This is a genomic window from uncultured Alsobacter sp. (assembly GCF_945952055.1).
In the GTDB taxonomy this organism is placed as follows: Bacteria; Pseudomonadota; Alphaproteobacteria; order Rhizobiales; family Beijerinckiaceae; genus Alsobacter.
In genome coordinates this window covers 1-17,408 of sequence record NZ_CAMFHB010000017.1, presented here as the reverse complement: position 1 = coordinate 17,408, position 17,408 = coordinate 1, and the positions used below count along the sequence as shown (strand labels likewise).

At 69.0% G+C, this 17,408-nt stretch carries 11 protein-coding genes; 7 read left to right on the top strand and 4 right to left on the bottom strand.

The features are described from left to right. Positions 1 to 21 precede the first annotated feature (21 nt). From Q0Q47_RS14290 to Q0Q47_RS14260, 7 genes are all read left to right on the top strand, one after another. Positions 22 to 2,121 (top strand): family 10 glycosylhydrolase, encoded by a 2,100-nt coding sequence (locus tag Q0Q47_RS14290; protein ID WP_293860873.1) that lies wholly within the window; start codon positions 22 to 24, stop codon positions 2,119 to 2,121. A 21-nt stretch (positions 2,122 to 2,142) separates the two neighbouring features. Then, positions 2,143 to 3,129 carry an ABC transporter permease gene (locus Q0Q47_RS14285; protein ID WP_293860870.1) on the top strand — a complete coding sequence of 329 codons (987 nt, stop codon included), beginning with the start codon at positions 2,143 to 2,145 and terminating at the stop codon, positions 3,127 to 3,129. A 194-nt stretch (positions 3,130 to 3,323) separates the two neighbouring features. Continuing rightward, positions 3,324 to 4,505 carry an ABC transporter permease gene (locus tag Q0Q47_RS14280; RefSeq protein WP_293860867.1) on the top strand — a complete coding sequence of 394 codons (1,182 nt, stop codon included), beginning with the start codon at positions 3,324 to 3,326 and terminating at the stop codon, positions 4,503 to 4,505. A 7-nt stretch (positions 4,506 to 4,512) separates the two neighbouring features. Further along, entirely contained in the window at positions 4,513 to 6,237 is a 1,725-nt protein-coding gene (locus tag Q0Q47_RS14275) for an ABC transporter ATP-binding protein (protein WP_293860864.1), read from the top strand. A gap of 38 nt (positions 6,238 to 6,275) precedes the next feature. Next, positions 6,276 to 8,390 carry a beta-galactosidase gene (locus Q0Q47_RS14270; RefSeq protein ID WP_293860861.1) on the top strand — a complete coding sequence of 705 codons (2,115 nt, stop codon included), beginning with the start codon at positions 6,276 to 6,278 and terminating at the stop codon, positions 8,388 to 8,390. A gap of 314 nt (positions 8,391 to 8,704) precedes the next feature. After that, positions 8,705 to 9,832 (top strand): Gfo/Idh/MocA family oxidoreductase, encoded by a 1,128-nt coding sequence (locus Q0Q47_RS14265; protein WP_293860858.1) that lies wholly within the window; start codon positions 8,705 to 8,707, stop codon positions 9,830 to 9,832. Next, positions 9,825 to 11,366, top strand: a complete 1,542-nt coding sequence (locus tag Q0Q47_RS14260; RefSeq protein WP_293860855.1) for a DUF885 family protein — start codon at positions 9,825 to 9,827, stop codon at positions 11,364 to 11,366. The genes Q0Q47_RS14265 and Q0Q47_RS14260 overlap by 8 nt, the downstream gene beginning before the upstream one ends. 218 nt (positions 11,367 to 11,584) lie before the next feature. On the opposite strand, the gene Q0Q47_RS14255 is transcribed toward Q0Q47_RS14260, so the two are convergent. The 4 genes from Q0Q47_RS14255 to Q0Q47_RS14240 form a co-directional block, all read right to left on the bottom strand. Then, positions 11,585 to 12,586 carry an ABC transporter ATP-binding protein gene (locus Q0Q47_RS14255; protein WP_293860852.1) on the bottom strand — a complete coding sequence of 334 codons (1,002 nt, stop codon included), beginning with the start codon at positions 12,584 to 12,586 and terminating at the stop codon, positions 11,585 to 11,587. Then, positions 12,583 to 14,469, bottom strand: a complete 1,887-nt coding sequence (locus tag Q0Q47_RS14250; protein ID WP_293860849.1) for a dipeptide/oligopeptide/nickel ABC transporter permease/ATP-binding protein — start codon at positions 14,467 to 14,469, stop codon at positions 12,583 to 12,585. Before Q0Q47_RS14250 ends, Q0Q47_RS14255 begins: the two co-directional genes overlap by 4 nt. Beyond that, entirely contained in the window at positions 14,466 to 15,428 is a 963-nt protein-coding gene (locus Q0Q47_RS14245; RefSeq protein WP_293860846.1) for an ABC transporter permease, read from the bottom strand. The genes Q0Q47_RS14250 and Q0Q47_RS14245 overlap by 4 nt, the downstream gene beginning before the upstream one ends. A 117-nt stretch (positions 15,429 to 15,545) precedes the next feature. Then, on the bottom strand, positions 15,546 to 17,126 hold the full coding sequence (locus Q0Q47_RS14240; RefSeq protein ID WP_293860843.1) for an ABC transporter substrate-binding protein: 1,581 nt from the start codon (positions 17,124 to 17,126) through the stop codon (positions 15,546 to 15,548). Positions 17,127 to 17,408 lie beyond the last annotated feature (282 nt).

Below are 17,408 nucleotides of genomic sequence, written 5' to 3'. Positions count from 1 at the left end.
CATCCGGCGTCAGGACCCATCATGACCGGCACGACTTCCGCCACGCTGCGCACCGCCGACTGGTACCGCACGGCGACCCGCTGGACACAGCTGACGCTGGTCGAGGACGACCCGGAGAAGTTCGATCCCGAGTTCTGGATCGAGGTCTTCCGACGCACGAAGTCGAACGCCACCTGCATCAGCGCCGGCGGTTACATCGCCTACTACCCGAGCAAGGTGCCCTACCACTACGTCAGCCGCTTCCTGGGCGGGAAGGACAGCTTCGGCGCGCTGGTGGAAGGCGCCCGCAAGCTCGGCATGCATGTCATGGCGCGCGTCGATCCGCACGCGATCCACGACGATGCGGCCAAGGCCCATCCGGATTGGGTGCAGGTCAATGCGGACGGCACGCCGCGCCGGCACTGGGCCTATCCGGACATCTGGGTGACGAACGCCTACGGCGCCTACAACAGCGAGTACATGCCGGAGATCGTGAAGGAGATCGTGCGCGAGTACGACATCGACGCGATCTTCGCCAACCGCTGGCAGGGCCACGGCATCGACTACGGCGAGGACAGCCGGCGCCGCTTCAAGGACTTCTCCGGCCACGATCTGCCGCTCAAGGCCGACGCGTCGGATCCCGCCTGGCAGGCCTGGACGCAGTGGCGGCGCAAGGTGCTGACCGACGTCATCGCCCAGTGGGACGACGCGGTGAAGGCGATCCGCCCGCATGCGAGCTTCATCCCCAACATGAGCGGCGCCTCGCTCATGGAGTTCGACCTCAAGGTCATCACGAAGCACTGCCCCTTCCTTGTGGTGGACCACCAGGGCCGGCACGGCGTCGAGGTCGGCTGGTCGGCCGGGCGCAACGGCAAGCGCATCCGCGCCACCTTCCCCGACCGCCCGGTGGTCCTGATCACCTCGATCGGACCCGAGGAGGAGTATCGCTGGAAGGACGCGGTGACAGCGCCCGAGGAAATCCAGCTCTGGATCAACGACGGCACGGTGCACGGGCTCTCGGCCTGGTTCACCAAGTTCAACGGCGTGGTGCCGGACAAGCGCTGGGTCGCGCCGGTCGCCGAGGCCTTCTCGCTGCAGGCCAAGCTCGAGCCCGTCGTCGGCGCCATGGCGCCGGTGGCGGAAATCGCCGTCATCGACCCCGCCACGACGCTCCGCCACTGGGCGCCGGAGGACCGGCACAAGGCCGAGAGCCACGACCTCGGCTTCTACCATGCGCTGGTCGAGGCCCGCCTGCCCTTCGAGCTCCTCTCCGACCAGGCTCTGACGGCGGAAAACCTCGACCGGTTCAAGGTCATCGTGCTCGCCAACGTCTCGTGCCTTTCCGACGACCAGTGCCAGGCGATCCGCGACTACGTGAAGCGCGGCGGCAGCATCGTCGCCGCGTACGAGAGTTCGCTGCGGGATGCCGTCGGCAACAAGCGCGCGGAGTTCGGCCTCGCGGACGTGCTGGGCATCACGTTCGGATCGGGGCCGCGCGGGATCGTCAAGAATACCTACGTGGCGCTGAACGGCGACCACCCGGTCAGCGCCGGCTACGACGGCGCCAACCGCATCATGGGCGGCACCCGGCTGCTGGCGGTGGAACCGGCCGCGGGGGCGTCGCAGCCCTTCCTCTACGTCCCCGACTTCCCGGACCTTCCGATGGAGGAGGTCTATCCCCGCGAGGCACCGCGCGGCGCGGCCGTGGTGGCGCGTGACACGGGGCATGGCGGGCGCAGCGTCTACATTCCCTGGAACATCGGCGAGATCTTCTGGGAGGTGCTGGCCGCGGACCACTCCCGCCTGATCGGCAACGCCGTGCGCTGGGCCTTGGGCACGCCATCGCGGGTCACCGTCGAGGGGCCGGGCATCGTCGACCTCTCGGTCCGGGAGGATGCGGCCGGCCTCGCCGTGTCGCTGATGAACCTCACCAACCCGATGATGCTGAAGGGCCCGGCCCGCGAGGTCCTGCCATTGCCGCCCCAGACCGTGTCGGTGGCGCTGCCGGAAGGCCGCTCGGGCGCGAAGGCGCGCCTGCTCGTGGCCGACAGGGACGTGCCGGTCGAGGTGGCCGGCGGGCGCGCCACGGTGAAGGTGCCGTCCGTCGAGCGCGTCGAGGTCGTGCACCTCGCCTGGACCTGAGCGCCGGGAGGGAGGTCCCGCATGGCCGGCTACATCCTGCGCCGCATCCTCTACATGATCCCGACGCTGTTCGGGATGTCGCTGATCTCGTTCCTGATCATCGAGCTGCCGCCGGGCGACTACCTGACCTCCCTGCTCGCCACCATGTCGGACAGCGGGCAGACCATCGACCCGGCGCAGGTGGAGTTGCTGAAGTCCATCTACGGCCTCGACCAGCCCTTCTACGTCCAGTACTTCAAGTGGATCTGGGGCATCCTGAGCCGGGGCGACTTCGGCTATTCCTTCGAGTGGAACCAGCCGGTCTCCAAGCTCATCTGGGAACGCATGGGCTCGACCCTGCTGATCTCGATCCTGAGCCTCGTCTTCGTCTGGGTGGTCTCCTTCCCCATCGGCCTCTACTCGGCCGTGAAGCGGCATTCGATCGGCGACCACGTCTTCACGCTGATCGGCTTCCTCGGCCTCGCCATCCCGAATTTCATCCTGGCGCTGGTGCTGATGTACGTGGCCTTCGCCTGGCTCGGTCAGAGCGTTGGCGGGCTCTATTCGCCCGAGTTCGCGGACGCACCGTGGTCGTGGGACAAGTTCGTCGACCTGCTGGCACATCTGTGGATCCCGATCATCATCATCGGCTCCTCGGGCACCGCCGCCCTCATCCGCATCCTGCGCGCCAACCTCACCGACGAGCTCAACAAGCCCTACGTGCTGACAGCCCGCGCCAAGGGCCTGCCCGAGCACGAGGTGGTGCTGATCTATCCCGTCCGCATCGCGCTCAACCCCTTCGTCTCGGCACTGGGCTGGGTGCTGCCGCACCTCGTCTCGGGCGTGACGATCGTCGCCATCGTGCTGAACCTGCCGACCGCCGGGCCGCTGCTCTTCCGGGCGCTCGTCTCGCAGGACATGTACCTCGCGGGAAGCTTCATCCTGCTGCTGAGCGCGCTGACGCTGGTCGGCATGCTGGTCTCGGACGTGCTGCTGGCGCTGCTCGATCCGCGGATCAGGCTGGGCTGAGAGGACGGTGATGGCTTTCTCCCTCTTCACTTTCAACGCCCCTCATCCTGAGCCGGCCGCAAAGCGGCCGAGTCGAAGGACGCGGAGTGGCGCAGCGGCCCTGTTGTGCGTCCTTCGACTCACGGCCCTGCGGGCCGTGGCTCAGGATGAGGGGTTTGGGTGCGGGGTTGGTGCAGCGGCGCTCGGAGGCACCGATGTCCGTCTCTGACACCACCGCCCTCCCCCTCGCCGAGGAATCCGGACCCGCCATCACCCCCCTGCGCAAGGGCACCGACCCCATGGCCACGGCCGCGGCCGGCCCGTGGCGGCTGGTCGCGCGCAAGCTCGTCCGGCAGAAGCTCGCCATGGCGGCGGGCGCCATGATCGTGCTCCTCTACCTCGTCGCCCTGTTCTGCGAGGTCATCGCGCCGGGCCTGCCGGAAACGTCGCGGGCGCAATACACCTTCGCCCCACCCCAGCGCCTCGGCCTGTTCGTCAACAAGCCCGACGGCACCAGCACCTTCCAGCTGCACGTGAAGGGCTACCGCACCGAGATCGACAAGGTCGCGCTGCGGCGCACCTTCGTCGTCGACGAGACCCGCATCGTGCCCGTCGGCTTCTTCGTGAAGGGTCCGGCCTACACGCTGTGGGGCCTCATCCCCATGGACACGCACCTGATCGGCCCGCTGCGGCCGAGCGATCCCATGTACCTGCTCGGCACGGACCGGCTGGGGCGCGACCTGTTCTCGCGGCTGATCTACGGAACGCGGGTGTCCATGTCGATCGGGCTCATCGGCGTCAGCCTGTCGCTCATGCTCGGCGTGGTGCTCGGAGCGCTAGCGGGCTTCTACGGCGGCTGGGTCGACATGCTGATCGGCCGGCTCGTCGAGGTGGTGAGCGCCATGCCGACGATCCCGCTGTGGCTCGGCCTCGCGGCGGCGATCCCCGTCACCTGGTCGCCGCTGCAGGTCTACTTCGTCATCACCATCATCGTGTCGCTGCTCGCCTGGACGAGCCTCGCCCGCGAGGTGCGCGGCCGCTTCCTCGCGCTGCGCAACGAGGACTTCGTCACGGCGGCCCGGCTCGACGGCTCGCGCGAGCGCCGGCTCATCTTCCGGCACATCCTGCCCTCGCTGACGAGCCACATCCTCGCCGTGGTGACGCTCGCGATCCCCACCATGATCGTGGCGGAAACCTCGCTCTCCTTCCTCGGCATCGGGCTGAAGCCGCCGGTGGTGAGCTGGGGCGTGCTGCTGCAGGACGCGCAGAACGTGCGCACGGTGGCGACCGCACCGTGGCTGCTCTTCTGGCCGGCCGCGGCCGTGGTGCTCGCCGTGCTCTCCTTCAACTTCTTCGGGGACGGGCTGCGCGATGCCGCCGACCCCTATCACGGGTGAGGGCAGGATGAGCGGCCTGCCCCCGACCCAGTCCCTGCCTCCCGACGTCGTGCTGTCGGTCCGCGATCTCTCGATCGACTTCACCATGCACGACTACATCCTGCACGCGGTCCGGCAGGTGAGCTTCGACCTGCGGCGCGGCGAGACGCTCTGCCTCGTGGGCGAAAGCGGCTCGGGCAAGAGCGTCACGGCGCGCTCGCTGATGGGCCTCGTCGAACGGCCCGGCCGGCTCGTCGGCGGCAGCATTCTCCTGCGCGAGGGTGACGGCGCCGTCGACGTCGCGACGCTCGATCCGAAAAGCCGGGCCATCCGGGCCATCCGCGGCAAGCGCATCGGCCTCGTGTTCCAGGAGCCGATGAGCTCGCTCTCGCCGGTCCACACCATCGGTTTCCAGATCGGCCAGGCCGTGCGCCTGCACAGCGGGCTCTCGAAGGACGAGGCCCGCGAGCGCACCATCGAGCTGCTGCGGCAGGTCGAGATCAGCAATCCGGCCGCCATGGTCGACCGCTACGCCTTCGAGTTTTCCGGCGGCATGCGCCAACGCGCCATGATCGCGATGGCTCTCGCCGGCAACCCGGAAATCCTCATCGCCGACGAGCCGACCACCGCCCTCGACGTGACGACGCAGGCCGAGATCCTCGATCTCGTGCGCCGGCTCCAGGTCGAGAAGGGCATGTCCATGCTGCTCATCACCCACGACCTCGGGGTCGTGGCCGAGACGGCCGACACGGTCGCGGTGATGCGCTACGGCAAGGTCGTCGAGACCGGCGGGGTCGACGCGATCTTCCACGCCCCGCAACACCCCTACACGCGCCAGCTCCTGGCCGCGACGGTGAAGCTCGAGCGCGGCGCCCGCACCGTGGCGCCCGCGGGCGAACCGGTCCTGTCGGTCAGCAACCTCTCGAAGGTCTATTCGACCGAAGGCAGCTTCTTCGGCCGCAAGCCCTTCTCGCTGAAGGCCGTGGACGACGTGAGCTTCGACCTGCATGCGGGCGAGAACCTCGGCATCGTCGGCGAGAGCGGATCGGGCAAGACCACCATCGGCAAGCTCCTGATGCGGGTCATCGAGCCCACCGCCGGCAGCATCTCCTACCGGGGCGCCGATGGCGCGATGCGGGAAGTCACGACGCTCGACGCCGGGGGCCTCGCGGCCTTCCGCCGCGACGTCCGCTTCGTCTTCCAGGACCCGTTCGGATCGCTCAACCCGCGCATGACCGTGCGCGAGATCATCGCCGATCCGCTCGTCGTCTCGGGCCTTGGCCAGGACCGCAAGCAGGTGCAGGCCCGCGTCGCCGAACTGATGACCATGGTGGGGCTCGACCCCAAGGGCATGGAGCGCTATCCGCACGCCTTCTCGGGCGGCCAGCGCCAGCGCATCGGGATCGCGCGCGCGCTGGCGCTCGATCCCCGCGTCATCATCGCCGACGAGGCGACGTCGGCGCTCGACGTGTCGATCCGCAGCCAGGTGCTCGACCTGCTGCTGGAGCTGCAGCAGCGCCTGTCGCTCTCCTTCGTCTTCATCTCCCACGACATCTCGGTGATCCGCTATTTCTGCGACCGCGTCGCCGTGATGCATCGCGGAAAGATCGTCGAGATCGGGCCCGCCGCAGAGATCTGCTCGGCCCCGCGCGAGCCCTACACCCAGAGCCTCATCTCGGCAGTGCCGAGCCCCGATCCGCGCCACAAGCGCATGCTCAACCGGCGCCGCTTCGTGGCGCCGGTCCCCGCCTGACCAATCCTTCGACGCGCCAGAGACTCCCGGAGACACCGATGGCCCGACTTCCCATGCAGCTTCCCTTCGGCGCGGTCTATTTCCGCAAGTCCAATCCGCCGCGCGAGCACTGGGAGCGCGACTACGGCGTGGCGGCGGAAGACGGCATGAACGTCTTCCGGCACTGGTTCATGTGGGGCTCGATCGAGGTCGCGCCCGGCGAATACGACTTCGAGGAATACGATCGCCAGCTCGACCTCGCCGCGAAGAACGGCATCAAGACCGTGGTCGCCGAGCTCATCCACGCTGTGCCCGACTGGGCCGTGCGGCGCTATGCCGACGCCCGCCAGATCCGCGCGGACGGGCGGCCCCTCTCCTCCCTCATGGGCGTCAGCAGCGCCACCGGCGGCTTCGCCAACAACGGCTGGGGCGCCGGCGTGCTGACGCTGAACAGCCCGGCCGTGAAGGAGGCGGCGGGCAAGTTCCTGACCGCCATGGCGACACGCTACAAGGGCCATCCGGGACTGCTCGGCTACGACATCTGGAACGAGTGCAACATCGGCGCCGACGTCGAATACAGCACCTGGACCAAGGCCGCCTTCCGCGAGTGGCTGAAGGCACGCTACGGCTCGCTGAAGACGCTGGCGCGGGCCTGGAACCGCTACAGCTACGCCGAGTGGGAGGACATCGAGCCGCCGGTGCAGATGGCGCCCTACCCCGAGGTGCTCGACTGGCTGCAGTTCCGCCGCGACAACGCCTATGAGCAGATGCAATGGCGCATCGACCTCGTGCGCTCCATCGACCCGGACTGCATGATCGCGGCGCACGGCATATCGAGCGCCGTGCCGTTCTACTCGGCGAATGCCTGCGACGACTGGCTCGCCGCCTCCAAGGTCGAGGTCTACGGCTTCACCTGGATCCAGGCCCGCAAGGGCACCGAGCCGTGGAAGAGCTGGTACGGCGTCGACATCGTGCGCGGCGCCTCGCGCGGCAAGCCGTTCTGGCACGCCGAGCGCCAGGGCGGCCCGCTCTGGCTGCAGCCCCAGGTGATCGGCCGCGACAAGGAGGACGGGCGCGTCGCCACGCCCGAGGACCTGCGCATCTGGACGCTGCTCTCCTTCGCCGGCGGCGCGCGCGGCGTCCTGAACCTGCGCTGGCGCCCACTCCTCGACGGCCCGCTCTTCGGCGCCTTCGGCGCCTACGGCATGGACGGCTCGCGCACGCCGCGCTCCGACATGCAGAGCCGTATCGCCAAATGGGCCAACGATCCGGCCCAGGCCGGCATGTGGGAGGCCAAGCCCGTGAAGGGCGAGATCGGCATCCTGTTCGTGCCCGAGGCCATGGACTTCGACTACGCGCTCTGCTTCGAGCGCAAGGAGAAGCCCTCGCCGGCCGCCCTATGGGGCGCCTATCGCGGCTTCCTCGAAACCGGCATCCAGCCGGACTGGGTCCACATCGACGACATCGACGCCTACGACACGATCTACGCCCCCTATCCGATCATGCTGACGCAGGCCCACGCCGAGAAGCTGAAGACCTGGGTGGACGCCGGCGGCACGCTCGTCAGCGAGGCCTGCCCGGGCTATTTCGGCGACCGCGGCCATGTCGGCCAGGCCCAGCCGAACTTCGGCCTCGACGCGGTCTTCGGCGTGGCCCAGGACGAGGTCGAGTTCATGCCCGACATCGGCGACCGCATCCGCTTCGACTACCAGGCCCAGCCGGTGCGCGGCGGCGGCCTCCTGCAGTCCTACGTGCCCACGACCGGCAAGGCGCTGGGCCATTTCGAGGGCGGGCGCGTGGCGGTCGTCGAGAACAGCTTCGGCAAGGGACGCACGCTCCTCGTCGGCACCAATCCGTCGATCGGCTACTACGAGAGCAGCGCCCCGGAGAACCGCCGCTACTTCCAGGACGTCTTCGCCTGGACCGGCCGCGAGGCCCATGTCCGCCTCGACGACCCGCAGCTTTTTGCGCGCATCCACGAGGGGGAGGCGGGGACGTTCCTGTGGCTCGTGAATCCGACGGCGCAGGAGCGCAGCACGCGGGTGGTGCTGTCGGGCCGGCTGGCGGGCGCGCGCCCGGTCGCGTGCCATTGGCCGCTGGGTGGCGAACTGCCCGGCGACCAGATCACCGTCCCCGCGAAGGACGTCCTCGTGCTGCGGCTGGCGGGGGAGTGAGGGGCGGCCTCTGAACAGGCACCCTCAGGGCCCACGCCTTCCGCTCCGATGTCCTCCCCTCGCGAGACGACGGGACTATCGCCGCTCCCGGCTCCCTCCCTGCGCGCGTCATGCCCAGGCTCGGCCCGGGCATCCACGCCTTCTGGGCGGCCCCGGCAAAGTCGTGGATGACCGGGCCAAGCCCGGCCATGACGGCCGAGAGGTCGAGGATGAACGTATCGAAGCCCTCCATCCACCGACTTTGTGCTATTGTCTAACAATCTCGTTTCGGCCACTCTCAAGCTTACCGATCGGCAATGCGGGAAGGTGGCTTCATGACTGGCAAGAAACTCGGCGTCGGTGTCCTGGGCGCCCATACCTGGGCGGAGAAGGCCCACCTGCCCGGCTACGCCAATGATCCGCGCGTGGATCTGGTGGCCGTGTGCGACGTCGTCCCCGAGCGGGCGGCCGCCATGGCGAAGATGTTCAACATCCGCAAGGTCTACACGAAGCCCGAGGACCTGATCGCGGATCCCGAGGTGCAGATGGTGGACGTCTGCACGCCCACCGACACGCACTATGCGCTGGGCATGGCGGCCATCGAGGCCGGCAAGCACGTGCTCTGCGAAAAGCCCATCGCCCGCAGCGCGACGGAGGCCTTCGCGCTCGCCCGTGCCGCGGAGGCGGCGAAGGTCCGCACCAAGGTGGGCTTCACCTTCCGGTACTCGCCGGCGCTGCGCCAGATCCGCGCCTGGATCGAGGACGGCACGCTGGGCGAGATCTTCCACATCCACGGCCTCGAGCAGAACAGCCAGTTCCTCGATCCGTACTTCCCGCTTCGGCAGGTTCCGCAGGGTGCGGATTTCCAGCCCAAGCACCCGATCCCCATGTCCATCGTCGGCTACGGGTCGCACCTCGTCGATCTCGTCCGCTGGATGGGCGGCGAGTACAAGGCCGTCGTATCCTCCATGAGCAACTACATGGTCGAGCGGACCGTGCGCGGCTACGAGGGCCTGCAGAAGATCAACGTCGACGACGGCACCGTGGCACTCGTCGAGTTCGCCTCCGGCGCGCAGGGCATGCTGCAGACCTCGATCGTCGCGGTCGGCAACTATCCCGGCATCGAGATCCGCGTCTACGGGTCCAAGGCCGCGGCCGTCGGCCGCCTCGTCACCGAGCGCGGCATCGCCGAGACCCTGCACTTCGCCACCGCCGACAAGGTCGAGTTCGAACCGGTGACGCTGCCCGACAGCCACTTCCCGCCCGGCACCAGCCTGCGGACGGAATGGCGCGAGCTTTACTACCGCAACCTCGTCCGGCTGTGGATCGGCGAGATCCTGGAGAACCGGCCGCCGGAAGGCGACTTCCTGGACGGCGCCCGCAGCCAGGAAATCGTCGACGCCTGCGTCATGGCCCACGTGGAGCGCCGCTGGGTGGACCTGCCGCTCTATCCCGATGCCTGAGGCCCTGGAGCGCCTCGTCGGGGGCTTCCTCGACCACCTCGCGCGGTTCCATCCCGTCGATGCGTCTTTCATCGGCATCGCGGGACACGACCACCGGCTGCCGCCGGCCGCACCGGACACCGCGGAGGCCGAGCGGGCCTCCGTGGCGGCCTTGCTTCAGGCACTCGACCGGGCCCCGCCGCAGGACAGCGCGGGCGGCCGCCTCGACGCGCGCCTGATGCGGGCGAGCCTGCTGCACGCGCAGGCCGCGCTCGACCACTGGCCGCGCTTCGTCCAGCCGAGCTGGTACACGGGCGAGGTCGCCTTCGGCCTCATCTCCCTGCTGCTGCCGGGCGCACGCGACATCCCGCCGGACGCCCTGCGCCAGCGCCTCGAAGCCGCACCGGCCTTCCTGGCGGACGGGTTGCGCCACATCGGGCGCCGCCCGACGCCGGCCGACTGGTGCGAGCGGGCCCGGCGCGAATGCGCGGCCCTCGATCGCCTGCTGGCGACGGGATTGCCGATGCATCCTTCGTGGACGCAAGCCCTTGAACACCCCGCGGGCAAGGCCCGCGAGGCCCTCGCCGCCTTCTCGCAGGCGCTGCAGGGGCTGCCGGATCGCGCACCGGCCTGTGGTCGCGACTATCTCGCTCTCCTCATGCGGGAGGTCCACGGCCTGGCGTGGAGCCCCGAGGAGGCGGTCGCCTTCGCCTCCGACGCCTTCCGGGACCTGTCCGCGCGGATCGAGGCCCACCCGGCCCGTACCGCCGCGCCGGACCCCGTCGTCCCCGTCGCGGACCTGCCCTCGGCCTATCGTCACTGGCATGAGCGGACCATGGCCACCGCCGGCGGGCTGGTGACACCGGCCACCGACTACGACCTGTCCTTCCGCCCGCTGCCCGACTGGGCCGCTGGCGTGGCCGGAGACCTCTATTTCCTGTCCTACCGCTGTCCCTCGGCCCTCGCGGCGGGCACGGGCAGCATCTACTGGACCGCGCCGGTGCCGCAGCCGCTCACGGCGGTGAAGCAGACGCACGCCATGCACCACGGCTCGATCGGGCATCACACCCAGAATGCCAGGGCCCGCAAGGCCGCCTCCCGCCTCGCGCGCATCGGCGGCAACGACTGCGCCAGCGGCATCGCGCTGCTCGCAGCCGGTACCATGATCGAGGGGTGGGCCTGCTACGTCACCGAACTCGCCAGCGAGCTGGACGGCCTCTACGACGAGCGGGACGATCTCGCCTCGCTCGTGGCGCAGCGCCGCAACGCGGCCAGCGTGCTCGCCGACATCGGCCTGCATGCCGGCGGCTGGGGCCTCGAGCGGATGCGGTCCTTCTACACCGACGAAGCCGGCTTCCCCGCCCCCCGCGTCTGGTCGGAAACGACCCGCAACTCCATCCTGCCCGCCACCCGGCTCATGTACTTCCTCGGCACCCGGCAGATCTGGGACCTGCGGCGGACGATCGGCGGCGACACGCGCGCCTTCCACGACGGGTTCCTGTCGTACGGCCACGTGCCGGTGAGCTGGATCGGCGAGGAGATGGCGCGGGGCTAGGCTTGAGGGCCTTCACGCCAACATCCCCCTGACGTCCTCATCCTGAGCCACGGCCCGCAGGGCCGTGAGTCGAAGGACGCAGAAGCGTGCCGTTGCAGCATCCGACGTCCTTCGACTCGGCCGCCTTGCGGCCGGCTCAGGATGAGGACGTTGGGGGGAGCGGATCGTTTCACAAGCTCTCAGGACGAGGCGTGGGGGGCTCTGCCAAGCCAGAGCGTTCAGCCCCCCACCGCCACCTCGTCCGCGAAGTGGCAGGCCGACCAGTGCCCCTCCCCGATGCGGACGGGCGCCGGCACGCTGGTCGTGCACACCGCCTGCGCGCGGGGACACCGCGGCGCGAAACGGCAGCCGGTGGGCTTGCTCGACACGGACGTGGCCTCGCCGGTGAGCCGCACGCGGGCGCGCCGGCTGCCGGCCCGGTGCTCGGGCACGGCGCCCACGAGCAGGCGCGTGTAGGGATGGGCGGCGCCGGAGACGAGCGTCTCGGTCGGCCCCTCCTCGACGACCGCGCCGAGATACATCACGGCGATGCGGGTCGACATGGCGCGCGCCACGGCGAGGTCGTGGGTGATGTAGAGCGAGGCGAGGCCGAGCTCGGCGCTCAGCGACAGCATGAGGTTCATCACCCCGGCGCGCACCGACACGTCGAGCATGCTCACCGGCTCGTCGGCGATCACCAGCTTCGGCCCCAGCACGAGCGCCCGCGCGATGGCGACGCGCTGCAGTTGCCCGCCCGACAAGTCCGCCGGATAGCGGTTGGCGAAGCGGCTGGTGGGCCGCAGGTCCACCTTGGCCAGCATCGCCTCGGCCACGTCCTTGCGCTCGCCGGGCGTGCCGACGCCATGGATCTCCAGCGGTTCGACGATCGTCCGCAGGATCGTGTAGCGCGGGTCCAGCGCCTCGTAGGGGTTCTGGAAGATCATCTGCACGCGTCGGCGGTAGTCCTTGAGCTCCGCCCCGCGCAGGCCGAGCACGTCGCGCCCCTCGAACCGGATCGTGCCCGAGGTCGGCTGCTCCTGGAGCGTCACCAGCTTTCCGGTGGTCGTCTTGCCCGAACCGGACTCGCCGACGATCGCGACGATCTCGCCCGCCGCCAGGCGTAGCGACACGCCGTCGACGGCGCGCAGCATCGGCGCCTCGCCGCCGCGCAGCGTCGCGAGGAGACCGCGCCGCAGCGGATAGAGCTTGCTCAGGTCGGCGATGTCGAGAAGCGCGGTCATGGCGCGGCCTCCCCGACCGGGAAGTGGCAGAGCACCTCGTGGCCGGCGCCCGCCACATGCCGGGGCGGCGCCTGTTCGCGGCACAGCGCGGTGCTCCGCCCGCAGCGTGCGGCGAAGCGGCAGCCGGTGATCGGCTCGGTAAGGGACGGCGTCTCACCGGGGATCGAGGTCAGCGGCTTGCGCGGCCCGGTGACGGAGGGCAGCGACGACAGCAGGGCGACCGTATAGGGGTGGCGCGGGGCATCGAAAATGACGTCCGTCGGGGCGATTTCCACGAACTCGCCCGCATACATCACCGCGACGCGGTCGCAGGTCTCGGCCACCGCGCCCATGTCGTGCGAGATGAGGATCAGCGAGAGGCCCATGCGCCGGCGCAGCGCGTCGATTTCGCCCAGGATCTGGTCCTGCACCAGCACGTCGAGCGCGGTGGTCGGCTCGTCCGCGATGACGAGGCCCGGCGCGTGCAGCAGGCTGAGCGCGATCATCACACGCTGGCGCATGCCGCCCGAAAGCTCGTGCGGGTAGGCGGAAAGGCGCCCGATCGGAATGCCGATGAGCTCGAAGACCTCGCCGATGCGGGCGCGCGCCTGTTCGGCCGTGGCTTCGGGCCGGTGCAGCCGGTAGGCCTCGGAGAGCTGCCGCTCGATCGTCATCACCGGGTTGAGCGCGTTCATCGCGCTCTGGAAGATGATCGACGCGTCCTTCCACCTCAGCGCGTCAACCACGGGCTTTCCATCGACCCGCACCGTGTGGCCGTCGCGCAGCACGGGCCGGCCCGCGATCGACACGTCGCCAGCCTCGAGCCGCGCGTTCGGCGCCAGCACCTGGAGGATGGCGGCGCCGAGGCTCGACTTGCCGCAGCCGCTTTCGCCGACCACGCCGAGGCTCTCGCCCTTCGCCAGGCTGAACGACACGCCGTCCACCGCCCGCAGCGCCTGCGTACCGATCGCATAGGACATCGCGAGGTCGCGCACCGCGATCATCGGCGCGGCGGGCGTCGGCTCGGCCTCCGCCGCCGACAGGTCGAGCGGCTTGCGCGGGGTGACACGGTTGGCGAGGCGGCGCAGTTGTGGGCTCAGCGCCTGGTTGAGGCCGTCGCCGAGCAGGTTGAACGCGGCGACCAGCAGCAGCAGCGACAGCCCCGGGAAGAACGACATCCAGGGGGCGAGCCGCAGCTGGCGCTGGCCCTCGAAGATCATGCGGCCCCAGCTCACCGCGTTCTGGTCGCCGAGGCCGAGGAAGCTCAGGCCCGCCTCGGTGAGGATGGCGAGGCCCATCAGGATGGTGGCGTCGGTGACGATGGGGCCCAGCCCGTTCGGCACGACATGGCGCAGCAGCACGTGGGTGTTGGACGCGCCGACCGCGCGCGCCGCCTGCACGTAGGTGCGCTGCTTCAGGCTCAGCACCTGCGCCCGCATGATGCGCGCCGAGCGCGGCCACGTCGTGAGCGCGATGGCCACCATCGTGTAGGCGATGTTGGAGCCGAACAGCGCCACGATGAGCAGCACGAGGAAGAACGAGGGGATCAGCAGGAACACCTCGAAGGCGCGGCTCAGCACCGCGTCGACGGGCCCGCCGAAATAGCCGGCGATGGAGCCCAGCACGATGCCGAGCAGGCTCGCGATGGCCGAGGAGACGAGCGCCACCGTGAAGGCGAGGCGCGTGCCCCAGATGAGCCTCGACAGGATGTCACGTCCGAAATTGTCGGTGCCCAGCCAGTGCTCGGCGCCCGGGGGCGAATAGGGCGCGCCCTCCATGGCGTTGGGATCGGCGAGCGGCAGGAACGGCGCGAGCAACGCGATGACGGCCGCGGCCACGATGATCGCGGCGCTGATCCAGAAGGGAGCGCGCGACGCCAGCGCGCGGAACAGGTTTCCGGTCACGCCAGCTTCACCCTGGGATCGAGGGCGGCATAGACGAGGTCGGTCGCGAGGGAGGCGAGCGCGACGGTGACCGACATGACGATAAAGGAGCCCATGATGACCGGCGTGTCGCGCGCCAGGATCGCGTCGTAGATGAGCCGTCCGAGGCCCGGCCAGGAGAACACCGTTTCGGTGAGGACCGCGCCCGTCAGCACGAGGCCCAGCTGGAGTCCCAGCACGGTCACGACCGGCAGCAGGGCGTTGCGCAAGGCGTAGTGCATCAGCACGGTGCGCTCCGGAAAGCCGATCGCCCGCACCGTGGTGATGTAGCTCTCGCCGAGCACCTCGGCGACCGCGCTGCGCGACAGGCGGATGTACTGCCCGAGCGAGACGGTCGTCAGGGAGAGCACCGGCAGCACCATGTGCTGGGCGACGTCGAGCACGCGGCCGAAGCCGTCGCGGGGACCGTCCACGCTGGACATGCCCATGGCGGGGAGCACCTGCAGCTGCACGGCGAAAAGGAGCACCATCATCAGGCCGAGCCAGAACACGGGCATGCTGAACAGGGCGACCGCGAGCGCGCTGACGCCGCTGTCGAGCGCCGAGCCGGGGCGCCGCGCGATCCAGGCGCCGATGATGGTGCCCAGCACGACCGACAAAGCGAGGCTCGTGCCGACCAGAAGGAGCGTGGCGGGCACGCGCGACATGATCTCGGCGAAAACGGGCTCGCGCGAGCGGAACGACACGCCGAGGTCGCCCGACCCGACCTGCACCAGATAGCGCCAGAGCTGTTCGATGAACGGACGATCCAGGCCGTAGCGTTCGCGGATCGTCGCCAGATAGGCCGGATCGGCGCTGTCGCCGGCGAGCACGATCGACACGTCCCCCGGCGCCATGTGCACGAGCAGGAAGTTCAGCACGATCACGACGAGGGTCACGGGCACCAGCTGGAGCACCCGCAGAAGCAGATAGCGCTTCATGGATTCACCCGCAAAGGGAGCCGCGCAGGCGCGGCTCCCGTCTCTGTGTCAGACCTTGTGAGTCTTTCCGCACACCGCCCCCATGCTCTTCGGGGGCGGGCCTCGTTCCACAAGCTCTCACTTGCCGGGCGGCACCACGCTGTAATAGCCGAACCAGGTCACGGCCTTGTCGAAGGCCTCCGGTTCGGTGTTGAAGCCCGACCAGCCTGTCCGGATGAGCGTCGTCTTCTGCTCGTTGAACAGGTTGATGTAGGGCAGGTCGGTGACGATGATCTCCTGGATGCGGTGATACATCTTCCGACGCTCGTCCTTGTTGTTGAGCGTGGCGGCCTTCTGGGCGAGCGCGTCGAGCTCCGGGTTGGAGTAGCTCATGTTGTTGCGCCCGCCACCCGTCATGAAGTGCTCGCGGAAGGCGTCCGGATCCGGCCCATAGCGGGTGAAGTAGCACGAGATGTCGAACTGCTTCTCGGCCTGGCGGCGGAACCAGGTGGCCTGGTCGAACTGCTCGAGCTTGGCGTTGATGCCGACCTGGCGCAGCTGCTGGACCAGCACCTCCATCATCGCCTTGCAATCGGGGAAGTTCGGGTTCGTCACCGACACGTCGAAGCGCCACCCGCCGGCGCCGCGCGGCAGCCCGGCCTCGTCGAGCAGCTTCTCGGCCCGTGCCTTGTCGAAGGCCGGGAACTTGGCGTCCCGGTTGATCAGATCGCCCTGGCTCTCGACGCTGGCATTGATCGCCGGCTTCCACAGCCCGTTGAAGGCGAGCTTGTTCATCGCGTCGCGGTCGATCGCATGGCCGATCGCCTGGCGAACCTTGACGTTGTCGAGCGGCGCCTTCTTGAGGTTGATCTGGATGTCGCGGCTGAAATGCGACGGCGTGAAGACCACCTTCACCTTCGGGTCGCGCTGCAGGGCCGGGATCTCGGCCAGCGGCGGCGCGTACTCGTAGTTCAGGAACTGCAGGCGCCCGCTGTCGAACTCGGCACGCGCCACGTTCACGTCCGTGATCTGCCGGAACACCAGCCGGTCGACCTTCGGGGCGCCCTTGAAGTAGTCCTTGTTGGCTTCGAGCTCGACGAGCCCGCCCTTCTCCCAGCGGGAGAACTTGAACGGTCCGGACCCGACCGGCGCGTTGACGAGCGGGCCGGCGTCGAAGCCGTCCTGCCCCTCCCAAAGGTGCTTCGGATAGATCTTGGCCGTCCAGGTGGACACCTGGGCCAGCATCGGCACGAAGCCGACCTCGGGATCGATGAGGTTGAGGACGACCGTCTGGTCGTCGGTCACCGTGATGTCCTTGACGTTCTTGAGGACGACGAAGGCCGGGTACTTCTTGCGGATGATGGTGTCGAAGGTGAACTTGACGTCGTGGGCCGTGACCGGCTTGCCGTCGTGCCACTTGGCGTTCTTGACGAGCTTGAAGGTGACGGTCTTGCCGTCCTCGCTGGTCGTCCAGCTTTCCGCCAGGTCCCCGTAGGCGCCGGTGCCCTTGTTGACGCCCCAGTCGATCGCCACGAGGTGGCTGTAGACGTTGGACGTCGGTGCGAAGCCCAGCGAATCGGATGCGAAGTTCGGGCTGAGCGTCTTCGGTTCGCCGAGCTGCGGCACCACCAGGGTCGCCGGTTGCTGGGCCGCTGCGCTCACCACGGAGCCCGCGACCACGGCCGCGGCGAGCAGGATCTGTCGTCGGAACGTCTTCATCGCCTTGTCCCCTTCCCTCTGCCTCGAAAGGCCCTTGTATTACAATCTTACATATCGCCAATGTACAGCGGAAAAGATGGGCAGGGGATGATCACGCAAAGAACGCCGGGGCGGTGGCCGGCCTCGCGCGCAGGATCTCAGAAGGCGGCTTTCAGCCCCGCACTCCCCTCAACCTGGAGACCAATGCACGGGGCAACCTTGCCGCCGGACAGCGCAATGTCCTCATGCTGGAGACCTTTGCGCGAAGACACTGCGAGTGATGTGGCTCAGCGATTGGTGCGT

Excerpts from the sequence above, each read along its gene's own strand:
- Q0Q47_RS14290 (WP_293860873.1), top strand. The coding sequence starts at position 22 with ATGACCGGCACGACTTCCGCCACGCTGCGCACCGCCGACTGGTACCGC.
- Q0Q47_RS14285 (WP_293860870.1), top strand. The coding sequence starts at position 2,143 with ATGGCCGGCTACATCCTGCGCCGCATCCTCTACATGATCCCGACGCTG.
- Q0Q47_RS14280 (WP_293860867.1), top strand. The coding sequence starts at position 3,324 with ATGTCCGTCTCTGACACCACCGCCCTCCCCCTCGCCGAGGAATCCGGA.
- Q0Q47_RS14275 (WP_293860864.1), top strand. The coding sequence starts at position 4,513 with ATGAGCGGCCTGCCCCCGACCCAGTCCCTGCCTCCCGACGTCGTGCTG.
- Q0Q47_RS14270 (WP_293860861.1), top strand. The coding sequence starts at position 6,276 with ATGGCCCGACTTCCCATGCAGCTTCCCTTCGGCGCGGTCTATTTCCGC.
- Q0Q47_RS14265 (WP_293860858.1), top strand. The coding sequence starts at position 8,705 with ATGACTGGCAAGAAACTCGGCGTCGGTGTCCTGGGCGCCCATACCTGG.
- Q0Q47_RS14260 (WP_293860855.1), top strand. The coding sequence starts at position 9,825 with ATGCCTGAGGCCCTGGAGCGCCTCGTCGGGGGCTTCCTCGACCACCTC.
- Q0Q47_RS14255 (WP_293860852.1), bottom strand. The coding sequence starts at position 12,586 with ATGACCGCGCTTCTCGACATCGCCGACCTGAGCAAGCTCTATCCGCTG.
- Q0Q47_RS14245 (WP_293860846.1), bottom strand. The coding sequence starts at position 15,428 with ATGAAGCGCTATCTGCTTCTGCGGGTGCTCCAGCTGGTGCCCGTGACC.
- Q0Q47_RS14240 (WP_293860843.1), bottom strand. The coding sequence starts at position 17,126 with ATGAAGACGTTCCGACGACAGATCCTGCTCGCCGCGGCCGTGGTCGCG.